The sequence below is a fragment of the Pseudomonas sp. Leaf15 genome, from assembly GCF_001421425.1.
Lineage (GTDB): Bacteria > Pseudomonadota > Gammaproteobacteria > Pseudomonadales > Pseudomonadaceae > Aquipseudomonas > Aquipseudomonas salomonii.
Window position 1 is genome coordinate 539,089 of record NZ_LMKI01000001.1, and the last position, 17,316, is coordinate 556,404.

The 17,316-nt window shown below is 59.8% G+C and carries 16 protein-coding genes; 8 read left to right on the plus strand and 8 right to left on the minus strand.

The features are described 5' to 3' along the window. Positions 1–23 precede the first annotated feature (23 nt). From ispC to rpsB, 7 genes are all read right to left on the minus strand, one after another. Complete coding sequence (ispC, locus tag ASE80_RS02625) at positions 24–1,214, minus strand: 1-deoxy-D-xylulose-5-phosphate reductoisomerase (protein ID WP_056857535.1); 1,191 nt, start codon at positions 1,212–1,214, stop codon at positions 24–26. Then, the gene (locus ASE80_RS02630) at positions 1,211–2,020 is read right to left on the minus strand and encodes a phosphatidate cytidylyltransferase (protein WP_056857536.1); all 810 of its coding nucleotides are present in this window, start codon (positions 2,018–2,020) and stop codon (positions 1,211–1,213) included. Before ASE80_RS02630 ends, ispC begins: the two co-directional genes overlap by 4 nt. Continuing rightward, positions 2,021–2,776 (minus strand): polyprenyl diphosphate synthase, encoded by a 756-nt coding sequence (gene uppS / locus ASE80_RS02635; protein ID WP_056857537.1) that lies wholly within the window; start codon positions 2,774–2,776, stop codon positions 2,021–2,023. It abuts the gene before it with no gap. Positions 2,777–2,793: 17 nt separating this feature from the next. Next, positions 2,794–3,351, minus strand: a complete 558-nt coding sequence (frr, locus tag ASE80_RS02640; protein WP_056857538.1) for a ribosome recycling factor — start codon at positions 3,349–3,351, stop codon at positions 2,794–2,796. Then, positions 3,348–4,091 carry a UMP kinase gene (gene pyrH, locus ASE80_RS02645; RefSeq protein ID WP_003172271.1) on the minus strand — a complete coding sequence of 248 codons (744 nt, stop codon included), beginning with the start codon at positions 4,089–4,091 and terminating at the stop codon, positions 3,348–3,350. The genes frr and pyrH overlap by 4 nt, the downstream gene beginning before the upstream one ends. 210 nt (positions 4,092–4,301) lie before the next feature. After that, on the minus strand, positions 4,302–5,165 hold the full coding sequence (gene tsf, locus ASE80_RS02650) for a translation elongation factor Ts (RefSeq protein ID WP_053254736.1): 864 nt from the start codon (positions 5,163–5,165) through the stop codon (positions 4,302–4,304). A gap of 191 nt (positions 5,166–5,356) precedes the next feature. After that, positions 5,357–6,094, minus strand: a complete 738-nt coding sequence (gene rpsB / locus ASE80_RS02655; RefSeq protein WP_003219330.1) for a 30S ribosomal protein S2 — start codon at positions 6,092–6,094, stop codon at positions 5,357–5,359. A gap of 387 nt (positions 6,095–6,481) precedes the next feature. On the opposite strand from rpsB, the gene map reads away from it, so the two are divergent. The 4 genes from map (at position 6,482) to ASE80_RS02675 (ending at position 12,247) form a co-directional block, all read left to right on the plus strand. Next, on the plus strand, positions 6,482–7,264 hold the full coding sequence (gene map / locus ASE80_RS02660) for a type I methionyl aminopeptidase (RefSeq protein ID WP_032877377.1): 783 nt from the start codon (positions 6,482–6,484) through the stop codon (positions 7,262–7,264). Positions 7,265–7,330: 66 nt separating this feature from the next. After that, entirely contained in the window at positions 7,331–10,033 is a 2,703-nt protein-coding gene (locus tag ASE80_RS02665) for a [protein-PII] uridylyltransferase (RefSeq protein ID WP_056857539.1), read from the plus strand. 139 nt (positions 10,034–10,172) lie between these two features. Continuing rightward, positions 10,173–11,369 carry a succinyldiaminopimelate transaminase gene (dapC, locus tag ASE80_RS02670; RefSeq protein ID WP_056857540.1) on the plus strand — a complete coding sequence of 399 codons (1,197 nt, stop codon included), beginning with the start codon at positions 10,173–10,175 and terminating at the stop codon, positions 11,367–11,369. A gap of 167 nt (positions 11,370–11,536) precedes the next feature. Further along, positions 11,537–12,247: a M12 family metallopeptidase gene (locus ASE80_RS02675; RefSeq protein ID WP_056857541.1), complete on the plus strand. Its 711-nt coding sequence runs from the start codon at positions 11,537–11,539 to the stop codon at positions 12,245–12,247. A gap of 19 nt (positions 12,248–12,266) precedes the next feature. On the opposite strand, the gene ASE80_RS02680 is transcribed toward ASE80_RS02675, so the two are convergent. Then, a complete protein-coding gene (locus ASE80_RS02680) occupies positions 12,267–13,904 on the minus strand; it encodes a Na+/H+ antiporter (protein WP_056857542.1) in 1,638 nt (545 codons plus the stop codon). Positions 13,905–14,182: 278 nt separating this feature from the next. Between ASE80_RS02680 and ASE80_RS02685 the strand changes: the two genes are divergently transcribed. The 4 genes from ASE80_RS02685 (at position 14,183) to ASE80_RS02700 (ending at position 17,236) form a co-directional block, all read left to right on the plus strand. Next, complete coding sequence (locus tag ASE80_RS02685) at positions 14,183–14,491, plus strand: arsenate reductase (RefSeq protein WP_231982825.1); 309 nt, start codon at positions 14,183–14,185, stop codon at positions 14,489–14,491. A 31-nt stretch (positions 14,492–14,522) separates the two neighbouring features. Next, the gene (gene dapD / locus ASE80_RS02690) at positions 14,523–15,557 is read left to right on the plus strand and encodes a 2,3,4,5-tetrahydropyridine-2,6-dicarboxylate N-succinyltransferase (protein WP_056857543.1); all 1,035 of its coding nucleotides are present in this window, start codon (positions 14,523–14,525) and stop codon (positions 15,555–15,557) included. A 63-nt stretch (positions 15,558–15,620) separates the two neighbouring features. Further along, on the plus strand, positions 15,621–16,826 hold the full coding sequence (locus ASE80_RS02695) for an aminotransferase class V-fold PLP-dependent enzyme (protein WP_056857544.1): 1,206 nt from the start codon (positions 15,621–15,623) through the stop codon (positions 16,824–16,826). After that, positions 16,823–17,236, plus strand: a complete 414-nt coding sequence (locus tag ASE80_RS02700; RefSeq protein WP_056857545.1) for a SufE family protein — start codon at positions 16,823–16,825, stop codon at positions 17,234–17,236. The genes ASE80_RS02695 and ASE80_RS02700 overlap by 4 nt, the downstream gene beginning before the upstream one ends. Positions 17,237–17,316: the final 80 nt, after the last annotated feature.

Genomic DNA, 17,316 nt, shown 5'->3' on the forward strand with positions numbered 1-17,316 from the left:
GAGGGCTCAAACCCGCCCACAGACTAACGCGCGTTGCGGTTCAACCATTGCTCGGCGAGGGTACGGGCCTTTGCATCGGCCTCGAACACTGCACCTAAATCATCCACTGCCACAACGGGCTCAAGGCTCAAAACTTCCTCGATGATACTCGGGATCTGTGGGAAGCGAATACGCCCGTCCAGAAACGCCGCCACAGCCACCTCGTTTGCCGCATTGAGCATCGCCGGCGCGCTGTTGCCCGCCTCTGCCGCTTGCCGCGCCAAACGCAGGCAGGGGAAGCGTTGCTCGTCCGGCGCCTCGAAGTCCAGGCGCGCAACCGCGAACAGGTCCAACGGCGCGACACCCGAGTCAATTCGCTCCGGCCAGGCCAAAGCATTGGCGATCGGCGTGCGCATGTCCGGGTTACCCAACTGCGCCAACACCGAACCGTCCACATAGTCGACCAGGGAATGAATCACACTTTGCGGGTGGATCACCACTTCCACCTGATCGGGCCGAGCGTCGAACAACCAACACGCTTCGATCAACTCCAGGCCTTTGTTCATCATGCTCGCCGAGTCCACGGAAATCTTGCGCCCCATGGACCAGTTCGGGTGTGCACAGGCCTGATCCGGCGACACGTGCTCCAGATCAGCCAGTGGAGTTTGCCGGAACGGGCCACCGGATGCCGTAAGAAGAATCCGCCGCACACCCACCTGGCTCAAGCCGCGGGCAAAATCGCCGGGCATGCACTGGAAGATTGCGTTGTGCTCACTGTCGAGGGGCAGCAACACCGCGCCGCTCTTGCGTACCGCCTGCATAAAGAGCGTGCCGGACATCACCAGCGCCTCTTTATTGGCCAGCAGGATCTTCTTGCCGGCATCCACCGCCGCCAGGGTCGGGCGCAAACCCGCCGCGCCGACAATGGCCGCCACCACAGTGTCCACCTCGGCATCCGCCGACACCTGGCACAAACCTTCCTCACCGACCAGCACTTGCGTGACCAGCCCGGCAGCCTGCAGTTGTTGCTGCAAGCCACGGGCTGCCGCCACTTCAGGCACTACGGCAAAGCGCGGCGTGTGACGCACGCACAGGGCCAGCAGCTCGGCCAAACGGGTGAAGCCGGTCAAGGCAAACACCTGATAACGATCCGGGTGGCGAGCAATCACATCCAGGGTGCTAAGCCCGATCGAGCCGGTTGCACCCAGCACGGTCACCTGTTGCAAGCGGCTCACGAAGCCGTCATCCACAGCAGTACGGCAAAGATCGGAATCGCAGCGGTAAGGCTGTCGATACGATCCAGCACGCCGCCATGACCCGGCAGCAGGTTGCTGCTGTCCTTGATTCCGGCCTGGCGCTTGAACATGCTTTCAGTCAGGTCGCCCACCACCGAGATGAACACCACGACGGCCGTACCCAGCAGGGCCAGGAGTATTTCCTTCACCGACCAGTCGCGCACCACACCCACCACCAGCGTGATCAGCAAGGTCAACGCCAAGCCGCCGTAGACGCCTTCCCAGCTTTTGCCGGGGCTGACAGCCGGGGCCAGCTTGCGCTTGCCGAAGGCGCGGCCGGAGAAGTAGGCGCCAATATCCGCGCCCCACACCAGCACCATCACCGCCATGATCAACCAGTTGCCCATGGGCGCATTCTTGATTTCCACCAGGCCTTGCCAGGCCGGCAGCAAAATCAGCAAGCCAATCACCAATTTACTGGCGACACTGGACCAATGGCCGCTGGTGCGTGGAAAGGTCAGCACCAGGAAGGTCGCGAGCGCCCACCACAGCACTGCAGCGCCCAATACCCAAGGCACCACGATGCTCGACAGGGTATGCATCAGAAACAGCAACAGCGCCACGACAGCGGCGTAGACCACGCGCGGCAATTGCGCAGTAAAGCCCGCCAGACGCGCCCACTCCCAGGCACCCAGGGTCACGACCACGCCGATAAACAGCGCAAAGCCGGAACCGTCGAGCAGGAAGAACCCACACAAGGCAATCGGCAGCAGGATCAGTGCGGTGATGATTCGTTGTTTAAGCATTTAAACCCGGGCTCCAGCTTCGATCTGCTCGCTCGTTTTACCGAAGCGGCGCTGACGGGAAGCGAAATCGGCCAGCGCATTACGCATGGCATCGTGTTTGAAGTCCGGCCAGAACAGGTCGGAGAAGTACAGCTCGGTGTAGGCTAGCTGCCACAACAGGAAATTGCTGATGCGGTGCTCGCCACCGGTACGGATGCACAGGTCGGGCAACGGCAGGTCGCCGGTCACCAGGCAGGTTTGCAGCAATTCGGGCGTGATGTCGTCGGGCCGCAGGTGCCCGGCCTGTACTTCGCGGGCCAGGCGCTGCGCGGCCTGGGCGATATCCCACTGGCCGCCATAGTTGGCCGCGATCTGCAGTACAAAGCGGTCGCTGCCAGCGGTGATGGCTTCAGCTTCGCGCATGGCCGCCTGCAGCTCCGGATGAAACCGCGAACGGTCACCGATGATACGCAGGCTGATGTTGTTGTCGTTGAGGCGCTTGGCCTCACGACGCAAAGCCTTGAAGAACAGGTCCATCAAGGCGCTGACTTCTTCGGCCGGCCGTTGCCAGTTCTCACTGGAGAAGGCAAACAAGGTCAACACTTCGACCTTGGCCTCGGCACACACCTCAATCACGGCGCGCACTGCATCGACACCCGCTTTATGCCCGGCGACACCCGGCATAAAGCGTTTCTTCGCCCAGCGATTATTCCCATCCATGATGATCGCGACATGGCGCGGCACCACAGAGGGCACAGTCTGCTTGGTCTTTTCCATGAAGGCGTCCTGACCCCTTATACGGCCATCAGGTCCTTTTCTTTATCGTCCGTGGCCTTGGTGATCTGGGCCTCGGCATCTTTGGTCAGCTTGTCGATTTCAGCAACGGCGCGACGCTCTTCGTCTTCGCTGATTTCCTTGTCCTTGACCAGCTTCTTCAGGTCACCCAGCGCATCACGACGGATGTTACGCACTGCAACCCGTGCATCTTCAGCTGCGCTGCGCGCCTGCTTGGTGAAGCCCTTACGGGTTTCCTCGGTCAAGGCCGGCATGGAGATCAGCAACAACTCGCCCAGGTTGGTCGGGTTGAGGTTCAAGCCGGCGCTCTGGATGGCCTTGTCGACAGCGCCGAGCATGTTGCGCTCAAAAGCCACGACTTGCAGGGTGCGCGAGTCTTTTACGGTGATGTTGGCTACCTGGGTGATGGAGGTATCTGTGCCGTAGTACGGCACCATCACGCTACCCAGGATACTTGGGTGCGCCTTGCCGGTACGAATCTGGCCAAATGCATGGGCCAGAGACTCCAGGGATTTTTGCATACGCTCTTGAGCGTCTTTCTTGATTTCGTTGATCATTGTTGGCCTTCCTCGATCAGAGTCCCTTCCGCGCCGCCGTGTACGATATTCAGCAGGGCACCGGGCTTGTTCATGTTAAATACGCGCAGCGGCATCTTGTGGTCGCGGCACAGGCAAATAGCCGTCAGGTCCATCACACCCAGCTTGCGATCCAGCACTTCATCGTAGGTCAGATGATCGAACTTCTCGGCATGCGGGTCTTTGAATGGGTCGGCAGTGTAGACGCCATCCACCTTGGTGGCCTTGAGCACCACGTCGGCATCGATTTCGATGGCGCGCAGGCAAGCAGCCGAGTCTGTGGTGAAGAACGGGTTGCCGGTACCGGCAGCAAAGATCACCACTTCTTTGGCGTTCAGGTGGCGCATGGCTTTGCGACGATCATAGTGATCAGTCACGCCAACCATGGAAATAGCCGACATCACGATGGCCGAGATATTGGCGCGCTCCAGGGCGTCGCGCATGGCCAGGGCGTTCATCACAGTGGCCAGCATGCCCATGTGGTCGCCAGTGACACGGTCCATACCGGCAGCACTCAGTGCCGCGCCACGGAACAGGTTACCGCCGCCAATCACCAGGCCGACTTGTACGCCGATGCCGACCAGTTGGCCGACTTCGAGCGCCATGCGGTCGAGCACCTTGGGATCGATCCCGAACTCTTCCGAGCCCATCAGGGCCTCGCCGCTGAGCTTGAGTAGAATGCGTTTATAGCGAGCCTGATAACCACTGCCCTGCTGAGCCATTGCGAATCTCTCCTGCGGCGTATTTTTTAAAAATTCTTGGCGAGCCGTTTACGGCTTGCGTTCACTCTAGCTGGACGCTGTCACAGCGCCATCGGAACACGGCTTTGTAAGCCAGTTCCGACAGGAAACCAAATAAAATTGGCCTTCCCATTTGAAAAGAGGCTGCGCGCGTGAGCGGGCAGCCTCTTTCGGCGACAGTTGAAAACTGTCTTATTGCTTGGCGGCAGCCAGCTGGGCAGCAACTTCTTCAGCGAAGTTGTCGACCGGCTTCTCGATGCCCTCGCCTACTTTGTAGTAGGTGAAGGAAACGATTTCAGCACCGGCCTTCTTGGCCAGTTCGCCAACCTTGATTTCAGGGTTCTTGACGAACGCCTGCTCAACCAGGCTCGCTTCAGCCAGGAACTTGCTGATACGGCCTTTGATCATGTTTTCAACGATGTTTTCCGGCTTGCCGGCGATCTTGTCAGCGTTGAGGCTCAGGAACACGGCTTTTTCGCGTTCGATTGCGTCAGCGGAGACTTCCGATGGCAGCAGGAATTCAGGGTTGCTGGCCGCTACGTGCATAGCGATGTCTTTTGCCAGCTCAACGTCGCCGCCTTTCAGGGCAACCACAACGCCGATTTTGTTGCCGTGCAGGTAACCACCAACCACATCACCTTCGATGCGAGCCAGGCGACGGATGTTGACGTTTTCGCCAACCTTGCCGACCAGTACCAGGCGATCAGCTTCTTGCGCTTCGATCAACGGCTCAACGGTAGTGAGCTTGTCGTCGAATGCCTTCTTGACGCTGGCAGCAACGAATGCCTTGAAGTCGTCCTGCAGAGCCAGGAAGTCTGTCTGGGAGTTCACTTCCAGCAGAACGGCAGCCTTGCCGTCTTCAACCAGAGCGATAGCGCCTTCAGCAGCAACGTTGCCTGCTTTCTTGGCAGCCTTGATAGCGCCGGAAGCACGCATGTCGTCGATGGCTTTTTCGATGTCGCCGCCAGCCTTGGTCAAGGCCTTTTTGCAATCCATCATGCCTTCGCCGGTACGCTCACGCAGTTCTTTAACCAACGCTGCAGTAATCTCTGCCATTTCAAAATCCTCTTGGATAGGTTTTCAACCATTCCACCCGATCAAACGGGCGATCAATTCTTCCCGAATCACCCTTGTAGGCCGCTGCACGTTACAGAAGTTGTAGCTGCGCTGCCGACAAATGGTTTTCGAGGTGGCAAAAAGGGGGCCAAGCCCCCTTTTTGCTTACTGAGTTAACGCCAGGGCGCTAATTACTCAGCGGCAGCTACCGGAGCTTCTTCAACGAACTGCTCGGTACCACCAGCAACGTGGTTGCGACCACGGATTACAGCGTCAGCCATCGAACCCATGTACAGCTGGATAGCGCGGATTGCGTCATCGTTGCCTGGGATGATGTAGTCAACGCCTTCCGGGCTGCTGTTGGTATCGACTACGCCGATAACCGGGATGCCCAGCTTGTTGGCTTCGGTGATCGCGATGCGCTCGTGATCAACGTCGATAACGAACAGTGCGTCAGGCAGACCGCCCATGTCCTTGATACCACCCAGGGAACGATCGAGCTTCTCAAGATCGCGAGTGCGCATCAGCGCTTCTTTCTTGGTCAGCTTGGCGAAAGTACCGTCTTCGGCTTGCACTTCAAGGTCACGCAGACGCTTGATGGAAGCACGGATGGTTTTGAAGTTGGTCAGCATGCCGCCCAACCAGCGGTGATCGACGTACGGCGAACCGCAACGTGCTGCTTCTTCAGCAACGATCTTGCCAGCGGAACGCTTGGTGCCGACAAACAGGATCTTGTTTTTGCCCTGGGCCAGACGCTCTACGAAAGTCAGCGCTTCGTTGAACATTGGCAGGGTTTTTTCAAGGTTGATAATGTGGATCTTGTTACGCGCGCCGAAAATGTATTTACCCATTTTCGGGTTCCAGTAACGGGTCTGGTGACCGAAGTGCACACCGGCCTTCAGCATATCGCGCATGTTGACTTGGGACATGATAGTTCCTTAATAAGTCGGGTTTGGCCTCCACGTATCCCAATGACCAACCAGCGGCATCAAGGCCTCCGGCACCCAGGTCATCGTGTCGACACGTGTGTGGATTTAAGCTTTGCGGGGTATCCCCGGAAAGCGGCGCATTTTATACCACACGAAGGACGAAAACGAAACCCGCAATCACATTTGCCGGCCACCGCGTTCGCGTAACCCCTTGAATAGAGCCAACATACCCCTACTCTATAGAGAGAAGCGATCATCAGAGGCTCATGATTTGACGCCAGCGTCTGTTAGAATCGCGTTTTTTGAGGCTTGTGCGAATTTCGTAACCATTTGTCGCACGCCCGTAAACCGTATTGATTTCAGCGCGTCGCGCTAGAGAGAGCCTGTATGACCGTTAGTTTGAAAACCGCCGAAGACATCGCCGGCATGCGCATTGCCGGCAAACTGGCTGCCGACGTGCTGGAAATGATTGCCGAGCATGTCAAGCCAGGCGTCACCACCGAAACCCTGAACCAGATCTGCCACGACTATATAGTCAACGTGCAGAAGGCCATCCCTGCCCCCCTGAACTACAAGGGCTTCCCCAAGTCGATCTGCACCTCGGTCAACCACGTGGTCTGCCACGGGATTCCAGGCGACAAGCCGTTGAAGGACGGCGACACCCTGAACATCGACGTTACCGTGATCAAGGACCGCTATTTTGGCGATACCAGCCGTATGTTCCACGTCGGCAACGTGCCGGTCTGGGCTGAGCGCCTGTCCCAGGTCACCCAGGAATGCATGTACAAGGCGATCGAGATCGTAAAACCTGGCTGCCGCCTGGGCGACATCGGTGAAGTGATCCAGAAGCACGCAGAGAAGAACGGCTTTTCGGTGGTGCGCGAATTCTGTGGCCACGGTATCGGCACCGTATTCCACGAAGAACCGCAGATTCTGCACTACGGCCGCGCCGGCACCGGCATGGAACTCAAGGCAGGCATGACCTTCACCATCGAGCCGATGATCAACCAGGGCAAGGCCGACACCAAGGTGCTGGGCGACGGCTGGACCGCCATCACCAAGGACCGCAAGCTCTCGGCCCAATGGGAACACACCCTGCTCGTCACCGAAACCGGCTACGAGATCTTCACCCTGCGCGCAGACGACACGATCCCTCGCGTCTCGGCGTAATGGTTGCCTCGGTTTTCCAGCGACACCGTTGTGACTGACTCCATAGACAGATAGGAAAGCCGATCGATGCCCCAGGTGGATCCCGAACTCTTCGACCGTGGCCAGTTCCAGGCCGAACTGGCCCTGAAGGCAAGCCCCATCGCCGCCTTCAAGAAGGCTATCCGCCAGGCCCGCGAGGTGCTCGATGCGCGCTTTCGCAGCGGCCGCGACATTCGTCGTCTGATCGAGGACCGCGCCTGGTTCGTCGACAACATCCTGCAAAAGGCCTGGGAACAGTTCAGTTGGAGTGAAGACGCCGACATCGCCCTGGTGGCGGTGGGCGGCTACGGTCGCGGCGAGCTGCACCCCTACTCCGACATCGACCTGCTGATCCTGCTGGACAGTGCCGACCATGAGATCTTTCGCGATTCCATCGAGCGTTTTCTGACGCTGTTGTGGGACATCGGCCTGGAAGTCGGCCAGAGCGTGCGCTCGGTGGACGAGTGCGCCGAAGAGGCGCGCGCCGACCTTACCGTGATCACCAACCTGATGGAAAGCCGCACCATCGCCGGCCCCGAACGCCTGCGCCAGCGCATGCTGGAGGTCACCAGCACTGCGCATATGTGGCCGAGCAAGGAGTTCTTCCTGGCCAAGCGTGCCGAGCAAAAAGCCCGGCATCACAAGTACAACGACACCGAATACAACCTGGAGCCCAACGTCAAAGGCTCACCGGGCGGGCTGCGCGACATCCAGACCATCCTGTGGGTGGCTCGTCGCCAATACGGCACCCTCAACCTGCGCGCCCTGGCTGGCGAAGGCTTTCTGGTCGAGAGCGAAAATGCCCTGCTGGCCTCGTCCCAGGAGTTCCTGTGGAAGGTGCGTTACGCCCTGCACATGCTCGCCGGGCGCTCCGAAGACCGTCTGCTGTTCGACCATCAGCGCTCCATCGCCACCCTGCTGGGGTTTGAAGGCGAAGACGCCAAAACTAGCATCGAAAGCTTCATGCAGCAGTATTACCGCGTGGTCATGAGCATTGCCCAGCTCAGCGACCTGATCATCCAGCACTTTGAAGAAGTGATTCTGGCCCCGGAGGACGAAGCCCCACCGCTGCCTATCAACTCGCGCTTCCAACTGCACGACGGCTATATCGAGGCGCGCAACGACAATGTGTTCCGCCGCACACCGTTCGCCATGCTGGAAATCTTCGTGCTGATGGCCCAGCAGCCGGAAATCAAAGGCGTGCGCGCCGACACCATCCGCCTGCTGCGGGAAAACCGTCACCTGATCGACGACGAATTTCGCAACGATATCCGCAACACCAGCCTGTTTATCGAACTGTTCAAGTGCAAGATCGGCATCCACCGCAACCTGCGGCGCATGAACCGTTACGGCATCCTCGGCCGCTACCTGCCGGAGTTCGGCTTTATCGTCGGGCAGATGCAACACGACCTGTTCCACATCTATACCGTGGACGCCCACACGCTCAATTTGATCAAACACCTGCGCAAGTTGCAGTACACCCAGGTGTCGGAGAAATTCCCGCTGGCCAGCAAGCTCATGGCCAAGTTGCCCAAGCCCGAGCTGATCTACCTGGCCGGCCTGTACCACGACATCGGCAAAGGCCGGCATGGCGACCACTCCGAAGTGGGCGCGGTCGATGCTGAAGCCTTCTGCCAGCGCCACCAGCTGCCGCTGTGGGACAGCCGCCTGATCGTCTGGCTGGTGCAGAACCACCTGGTGATGTCGACCACCGCCCAGCGCAAAGACTTGTCCGACCCGCAGGTGATTCATGACTTTGCCGGGATCGTCGGCGATGAAACCCGCCTCGACTACCTCTACGTGCTGACCGTCTCCGACATCAACGCCACCAACCCGACACTGTGGAACTCCTGGCGCGCCAGCCTGTTGCGCCAGCTCTACACCGAGACCAAGCGCGCGCTGCGCCGTGGCCTGGAAAACCCGGTAGATCGCGAAGAGCAGATCCGCCGCACCCAAAGCGCGGCCCTGGATATCCTCGTTCGCGGCGGTAACGACCCGGATGACGTCGAACAGCTGTGGTCGCAACTGGGCGATGATTACTTCCTGCGCCACACCGCCGGCGACGTGGCCTGGCACAGTGACGCAATCCTGCAGCAGCCGGCCGACGGCGGGCCACTGGTGCTGATCAAGGAAACCACCCAGCGTGAATTCGAGGGCGGCACGCAGATCTTCATCTACGCGCCGGACCAGCACGACTTCTTCGCCGTAACCGTGGCCGCCATGGACCAGCTCAACCTGAACATCCATGACGCGCGGGTTATCACGTCCAGCAGCCAGTTCACCCTCGACACCTATATCGTGCTCGACACCGAAGGCGACTCGATCGGCGACAACCCCGCACGCGTGAAAAAGATCCGTGAAGGCCTTACCGAGGCTTTGCGCAACCCGGACGACTACCCGACCATCATCCAGCGTCGGGTACCGCGCCAGCTCAAGCACTTTGCGTTTGCGCCCCAGGTGACCATTTCCAATGACGCCCAGCGCCCGGTCACAGTGCTGGAACTCAGCGCACCCGACCGCCCAGGCTTGCTGGCGCGCATCGGCGGGATCTTCCTGGAATTCGACCTGTCGTTGCAAAACGCCAAGATTGCGACCCTGGGAGAGCGCGTGGAAGACGTGTTTTTCATTACCGACGCCGACAACCAACCGCTGTCCGACCCGCAGCTGTGCCTGCGCTTGCAGGAAGCCATCGTGCAACAGTTGAGCGTGACCCAGGAACCGGGTGTCGAGCTGACCAGACTGACCATTTGATTTTAACTTTGTGGACACGATTCATGTGGGAGCTGGCTTGCCTGCGATGCAGACACCTTGGTCTATCAGGCAGACCACAGTGATGCCATCGCAGGCAAGCCAGCTCCCACAGAGTGCGTGCTGACCGTAAGAGGCTTACATGAACAACGCCCTGAACCAGCTCCAGCCCTACCCGTTCGAGAAACTGCGCGCCCTGCTCGGCAGCGTCACGCCTAACCCGGACAAACGCCCGATCGCGCTGTCCATCGGCGAGCCGAAGCACAAATCCCCAGCCTTCGTAGCCAGGGCCCTGGCGGATAACCTCGACCAGATGGCGGTGTACCCGACCACTCTGGGCATCCCGGCCCTGCGCGAGGCTATCGGCGCCTGGTGCGAGCGGCGCTTCAACGTGCCCACAGGCTGGCTGGACCCGGCGCGCAACATCCTGCCGGTCAACGGTACCCGCGAGGCGCTGTTTGCCTTCACCCAAACCGTGGTCAACCGCGCTGACGATGCACTGGTGGTCAGCCCCAACCCGTTCTATCAGATCTACGAAGGCGCGGCCTTCCTGGCCGGGGCCAAGCCGCATTACCTGCCGTGCCTGGACAGCGATGGTTTCAACCCGGATTTCGACGCCGTCTCGCCAGACATCTGGAAACGCTGCCAGATCCTGTTCCTGTGCTCACCCGGCAACCCGACCGGTGCGCTGATCCCGGTCGAGACCCTGAAAAAGCTCATCGCCCTGGCCGACGAATATGACTTCGTGATCGCCGCCGACGAGTGCTACAGCGAGCTGTACTTCGACGAACAAACCCCGCCGCCAGGCCTGCTCAGCGCCTGCGTGGAACTGGGCCGCCAGGACTTCAAGCGTTGCGTGGTGTTCCACAGCCTGTCCAAGCGCTCCAACCTGCCGGGCCTGCGCTCGGGTTTCGTGGCTGGCGATGCCGATATCCTCAAGGCCTTCCTGCTGTACCGCACCTATCACGGTTGCGCGATGCCGGTGCAAACCCAGCTGGCCAGCATTGCTGCCTGGCAGGATGAAGCTCACGTATTGGCCAACCGTGACCTGTATCGGGAGAAATTCGACGCCGTGCTGGCCATTCTCAAGCCCGTGCTGGATGTACAGGCCCCAGACGGCGGCTTCTATCTGTGGCCGAACGTGAAGGGCGACGATGCCGCGTTCTGCCGTGACTTGTTTGTGGAAGAACACGTGACCGTAGTGCCGGGCTCATACCTGTCGCGCGAAGTCGACGGCTTCAACCCGGGTGCCGGGCGCGTACGCCTGGCGCTGGTGGCGCCGTTGGCGGAGTGTGTGGAAGCGGCAGAACGGATTCGCGACTTCATAAGCCGTCGCTGAACATCCCTGCGCTGCCCGCACTGTAAATAAAGTGCGGGCAGCGCCATAGGAACGACACTGCGCTGCATAAGTAGCTGTTTGCGTAAAAATGATAAACGGTGGAATCCTATCAGCCACAAGTACCACTCAATGTTCATTAACGTTTTGAACAATGTGGACATGGCACGATGACAAACCTGAGCACAGCAACTCTCGGTTTCACCTCCATACGCACTCACGACAGTGATATATATCAAACGTCCCCGGATAAATCCCACTCAAGAAAAACCCGCGCCGTTTCAGCACCTGAAAAATACTGGCCGCAAAATTCCACGCTGAAGATCGCTGTCTATGATGCCGACGAAAAAGCACTGGCGCAGATAAAAAAAGCTGCGAATCTTTGGCTACCGCATATCAACCTGACCTTTGAATTTGTTTCAGGGGAAGAGGGAGATATACGCATCGCGCTGGACTATGGGGAGACTCAATCAGGCAGCTCTGCACTTGGCACCAACGCGCAACAGGTGCCCCTCTACCTGCCGACCATGGTGCTGCCAAACCCTTACGACAACCCCAGGTTCGAAGCGATTGCAGCCCATGAATTCGGGCATGCCCTAGGGTTGCATCATGAACATTTACACCCCGATAGAACGATTGATTTTAATACGCCGGCCGTCTACAGACACTTCAAAGGCCATGGGTCGGATGAAGCCATCCATAAAGACATTCTCCAGCGCCTTGCCGGAAAAAATGTCGCTGCCTCCGAATACGATAAAAACTCAATCATGCATTACGGCTTCAGCAGCGACGTACTATGGAAGCAGCCGGCAATCCCCTGGCCCACCCGTTTGACAGAACTGGATAAGTCGTTCATCGCCTCGCAATACCCCAAGCCTTAAGGCACCGCGGTGCGCACAACTACTTCATCACCCCCAGATTCGCCTCACTCATATCCAGATCCGCCAAGACTTCGCGCAACACGTCATCACCAATCTGGTGATGACGGCTCAGGCTGTACAACTCCAAGCGCTGCGCGCGCAGGGCCTTGAGGCGCAATTTGCGTTCAAGCAAGTCCATCTGGTGCGCCAGCGCCTGAGCTTCGGCTGAATCGTTGAATACTTCCAACTGATGACGATATTCCGACATCAGCCGCGCCTTTAGCTCGGTCGCGAGTGCTGCCTGCGCGGCGTCTGGGGTTTCGGCAGGCTCGTCCGCTTCCAGCGCGTGGATGGCGGCTACGGCGGTCTTTTTCCACGCCTCGCGCACTTCGTTATGGCGTTTTTCATCGGGGCTTTGCTCGATACCGCGCAGCAGCAACGGCAACGCAATGCAGGCGGCCACCAGCGACAGCAGGATTACCCCAGCGGCGATGAAGATCAGCAGGTCACGTTGAGGAAAATCCTGGCCAGGCGCCAGCAGCAAAGGCACCGACATCACACCCGCCAACGTGACCGCACCGCGCACACCACCCACGGTCAACAGCCAGCAGGAGCGCGCCGTGGGCACGAGTGTCAATTCGCTTTTCCCACGTAGCCGCCGCAACAGGCCCGACAGCCGCCAGATGCTCTGCACCCAGACAAACCGCAACACCACCAGCACCAGGAAAATCGCAACCACATCCAGGCAGCGGTACAGCAAGGTTGGCCACAGTGTCGGCTCATGGCTGACCACGGCCTTGATGATGTCGGGCAGTTGCAGGCCAAGCAGCAGGAAGATCAGGCCATTAAACGCAAACTCCAGCAGCGACCACACACTGCGGTTGAGCAAACGCGTGCTGGTCTGGCGTGGCAGCAAGTCGAGCCAGCTTTGCATCATGCCCGCCGCCACCGCCGAAAGAATCCCCGAGGCACCCAGGCGCTCGGCCAGCACGTAGGCCGCAAACGGCAGCAACAACATAAACACCACGTGGGTGGCCGGGTCGTCCCAGCCCCGCGCGATCATCCAGGCGCGTAAACGGCCGACCAGCCAGCTCAGCGCCACGCCTACCGCGAGGCCGCCGACGGCGACCAACACAAAAGTCAGGCTGGCGTCCGCCAGGGAAAATACACCGGTCAACGCGGCAGCCAGGGCGAACTTGAAAGTCACCAGGCCCGAGGCATCATTCATCAATGCCTCGCCTTGCAGCATATGCATCAGAGGTTTTGGCAGGCGATTCTGGGAAATGGCCGACACCGCCACGGCATCGGTCGGGGACAATACGGCCGCCAGGGCGAAGGCCACCGGCAACGGGATCGTAGGCAATAGCCAATGGATGAAGTAACCGGCACCGACCACGGTAAATAGCACCAGCCCCACCGCCAGCGTAAGGATCGGGCCTCTGAGCCGCCACAATTCGCGCTTGGGCATGCGCCAGCCATCGGAGAACAGCAACGGCGGCAGGAACAGAAACAGGAACAGCTCCGGGTCCAGCGCTACGTGCAGCCCGAGCGTCGGCCAGGCCAGCAAGGCCCCGGCGGCGATCTGCACCAAAGGCAGCGGCAGGGGAATAATGCGCCCGACAAGGCGCGAAACGCTGACCAGCATCAGCAGGATAAGAACGGTGTAGGCGGTTTGCATAACGCGGGTTTCCCGGACAATCGACTTGCTATGACACCGATCAGGCAACAACTGGCCGTTGAAGTGCCATATTAACCGGCTATGTTACCCCCATGGCTGCGCAACGGCTTTTGCACATAAGTCGCACTGAATCATCGGCAAGTATGACGAGCGGCACCCAAACCCGCTGGTCGTGGCATAATCCGTGACCTTTAACTTTCATACGTCCAAAGGGGGGCAATTCCTTGACCGCTTCAAGCAAAACCTTGCACCTTTTCGGCATCAAAGCCTGCGACACCATGAAAAAGGCGCGCACCTGGCTCGATGAGCACGCTGTGAGCTATGAGTTCCACGACTACAAAACGGCCGGTATCGACCGCGAACACTTGACCCAATGGTGCAACGAGCACGGTTGGCAGGTGGTTTTGAACCGTGCGGGCACCACCTTTCGCAAACTCGAAGACGAACGCAAAGCCGATCTCGATCAGTCGAAAGCCATTGAATTGATGCTCGCACAACCCTCGATGATCAAGCGCCCGGTGCTCGATCTCGGTGACAGAACCCTGATTGGCTTCAAGCCAGATAGTTATTCGGCGGCCCTCAAGTAGGCCAGCCTTCCATTTTTGTAGAGGTAACAGCATGTCCAATTCCCTGTTCAGCCTGGGCTTCGGCGTCGGCACTCAGAACCGCCAAGGTGCTTGGCTGGAAGTGTTTTACGCACAACCGCTGCTCAACCCGTCGGCGGAGATCGTGGCCGCCATCGCGCCGATCCTCGGTTACACCGAAGGCAACCAGGCTATTACCTTCACCGTGAGCCAGGCGCTGCAACTGGCTGACGCGCTCAAAGGTGTCGACACGGCCCAGGCCGCACTGCTCAGCCGTCTGGCTGAAAGCCACACCCCGCTGGTCGCCACCCTGTTGGCCGAAGACGCCGCACTGACCTCCACGCCTGAGGCCTACCTCAAGCTGCACCTGCTGTCCCACCGCCTGGTCAAGCCCCACGGCCTGAGCCTGGCCGGTGTGTTCCCGCAGTTGCCGAACGTGGCGTGGACCAGCCAGGGCGCAATCGACATCAACGAACTGGCCGAACGCCAACTGGAAGCACGCCTGCGTGGCGAGCTGCTGGAAGTATTCTCGGTGGACAAGTTCCCGAAAATGACCGACTACGTAGTGCCAGCCGGCGTGCGTATCGCTGATGCCGCGCGCATCCGCCTGGGTGCCTACGTGGGCGAAGGCACCACCGTGATGCACGAAGGTTTCGTCAACTTCAACGGCGGCACCGAAGGCCCGGGCATGGTCGAAGGCCGTGTATCGGCAGGTGTGTTCGTCGGCAAGGGTTCGGACCTGGGCGGCGGTTGCTCCACCATGGGCACCCTGTCGGGCGGCGGCAACATCGTGATCAAGGTGGGCGAAGGCTGCCTGATCGGCGCCAACGCCGGTATCGGCATCCCGTTGGGCGACCGCAATACCGTGGAATCGGGCCTGTACGTGACTGCCGGCACCAAGGTTGCCCTGCTCGACGAGCACAACCAACTGGTCAAAGTGGTCAAGGCGCGCGAACTGGCCGGCCAGCCGGACCTGCTGTTCCGTCGCAATTCCCAGACCGGTGCCGTGGAGTGCAAAACCCACAAATCGGCGATCGAACTGAACGAAGCGCTGCACGCTCACAACTAAGCAGCCACTCGATGCCACTAGCGGGCCCCAAACCTGGGGCTCGCTTATACGAGTCTTAAGACCATGCTTGTGCCCTCCCCCTGGCGCGCCGATTTCCCGGCCATCGCCACCCTGCAACGGCAAGACCAGACCTACCTGGACAACGCCGCCACCACACAAAAACCCCAAGCCCTGTTGGACGCTATCAGCCATTACTACGCCAATGGCGCAGCCAATGTGCACCGCGCCCAGCATTTGCCGGGGGCTCACGCGACCCAGGCGTTTGAAGACAGTCGCAGCAAGGTCGCGCAGTGGTTGAACGCAGGTGACAGCGGGCAGATCGTGTTTACCCACGGCGCGACGTCTGCGCTGAACCTCTTGGCCTATGGCCTTGAGCACTTATTCAATGCGGGCGATGAGATTGTCATCAGCGCCCTGGAACACCACGCCAACCTGCTGCCCTGGCAGCAACTGGCCAAGCGTCGCGCGCTGACGCTGGTGGTCTTGCCCCTTGGCGATGATGGCGTGATTGACCTGCAAGCCGCCGCCGAATTGATCGGCCCGCGCACGCGCTTGCTGGCAGTGAGCCAGCTATCCAACGTGCTCGGCACCTGGCAACCCCTGGAGGCCTTGCTGCCCATGGCCAAGGCCCACGGCGCCTTGACCGTGGTCGACGGTGCCCAAGGCATTGTCCATGGTCGCCACGATGCACAGGCGCTGGGTTGCGACTTCTATGTATTCTCCAGCCATAAGCTCTACGGCCCGGACGGCGTCGGCGTGCTGTATGGCCGTAATGAAGCGCTGCATCACCTGCGCCACTGGCAGTTCGGCGGCGAGATGGTGCAGCAGGCCGAGTATCAAAGTGCGAGTTTTCGCCCTGCGCCGCTGGGTTTCGAGGCGGGCACGCCGCCGATTGCGAGTGTAATCGGTCTGGGCGCCACGCTGGATTACCTGAATTCACTGGACCCGCCGGCCGTGGTCGCCCATGAAGCGGCCCTGCATGACTACCTGCTGCGCGGGCTGAAAGCGCGCAATGGCGTGCGCGTACTCGGCTCCCCACAAGTGGCACTCGCCAGTTTCGTGGTGGAGGGCGTGCACAACGCCGACCTGGCTCACCTGCTCACCGAGCAAGGCATTGCCGTGCGGGCCGGGCATCACTGCGCAATGCCGTTGCTCAAGGCCATGCACTTGTCCGGGGCGATCCGTGTGTCCCTGGCGCTTTATAACGACTCCGATGACCTGGAGCGCTTTTTTGAAGCGCTGGACCAGGCGCTGGATATGTTGCGATGAGCCTGCCAGTGGATGCCGTCAGTGCACTTGAGTCGTTTCAGGCAGTAGGCAGTTGGGAACAACGCGCGCGCATGCTGATGCAATGGGGCGAGCGGTTGCCGGCGTTGGCGGATGACGACAAGGTCGAGGCCAACCTCGTGCAGGGCTGTGAAAGCCTGGTGTGGTTGGTCGGCCGTTTGCACGATGGTCATTGGCAATTTGCCGCCAGCAGCGACGCGCGCATGATTCGTGGGCTGGTGGCGTTGCTGCTGGCACGGGTCAATGGGTTGTCGGCAAGTGAGTTGCAGGCCGTTGACCTGCCGGGCTGGTTCAATCAACTGGGGCTTTCGCGCCAGCTGTCGCCATCGCGCAGCAATGGGCTTAATGCTGTCCTGCAGCGCATGCAAGAGCTGACCTGTACGCAAAACTAATGTGGGAGCTGGCTTGTGTGGGAGCTGGCTTGCCTGCGATGCAGGCACCTCGGTCTATCAGTCAGACTACGGTGAAGCTA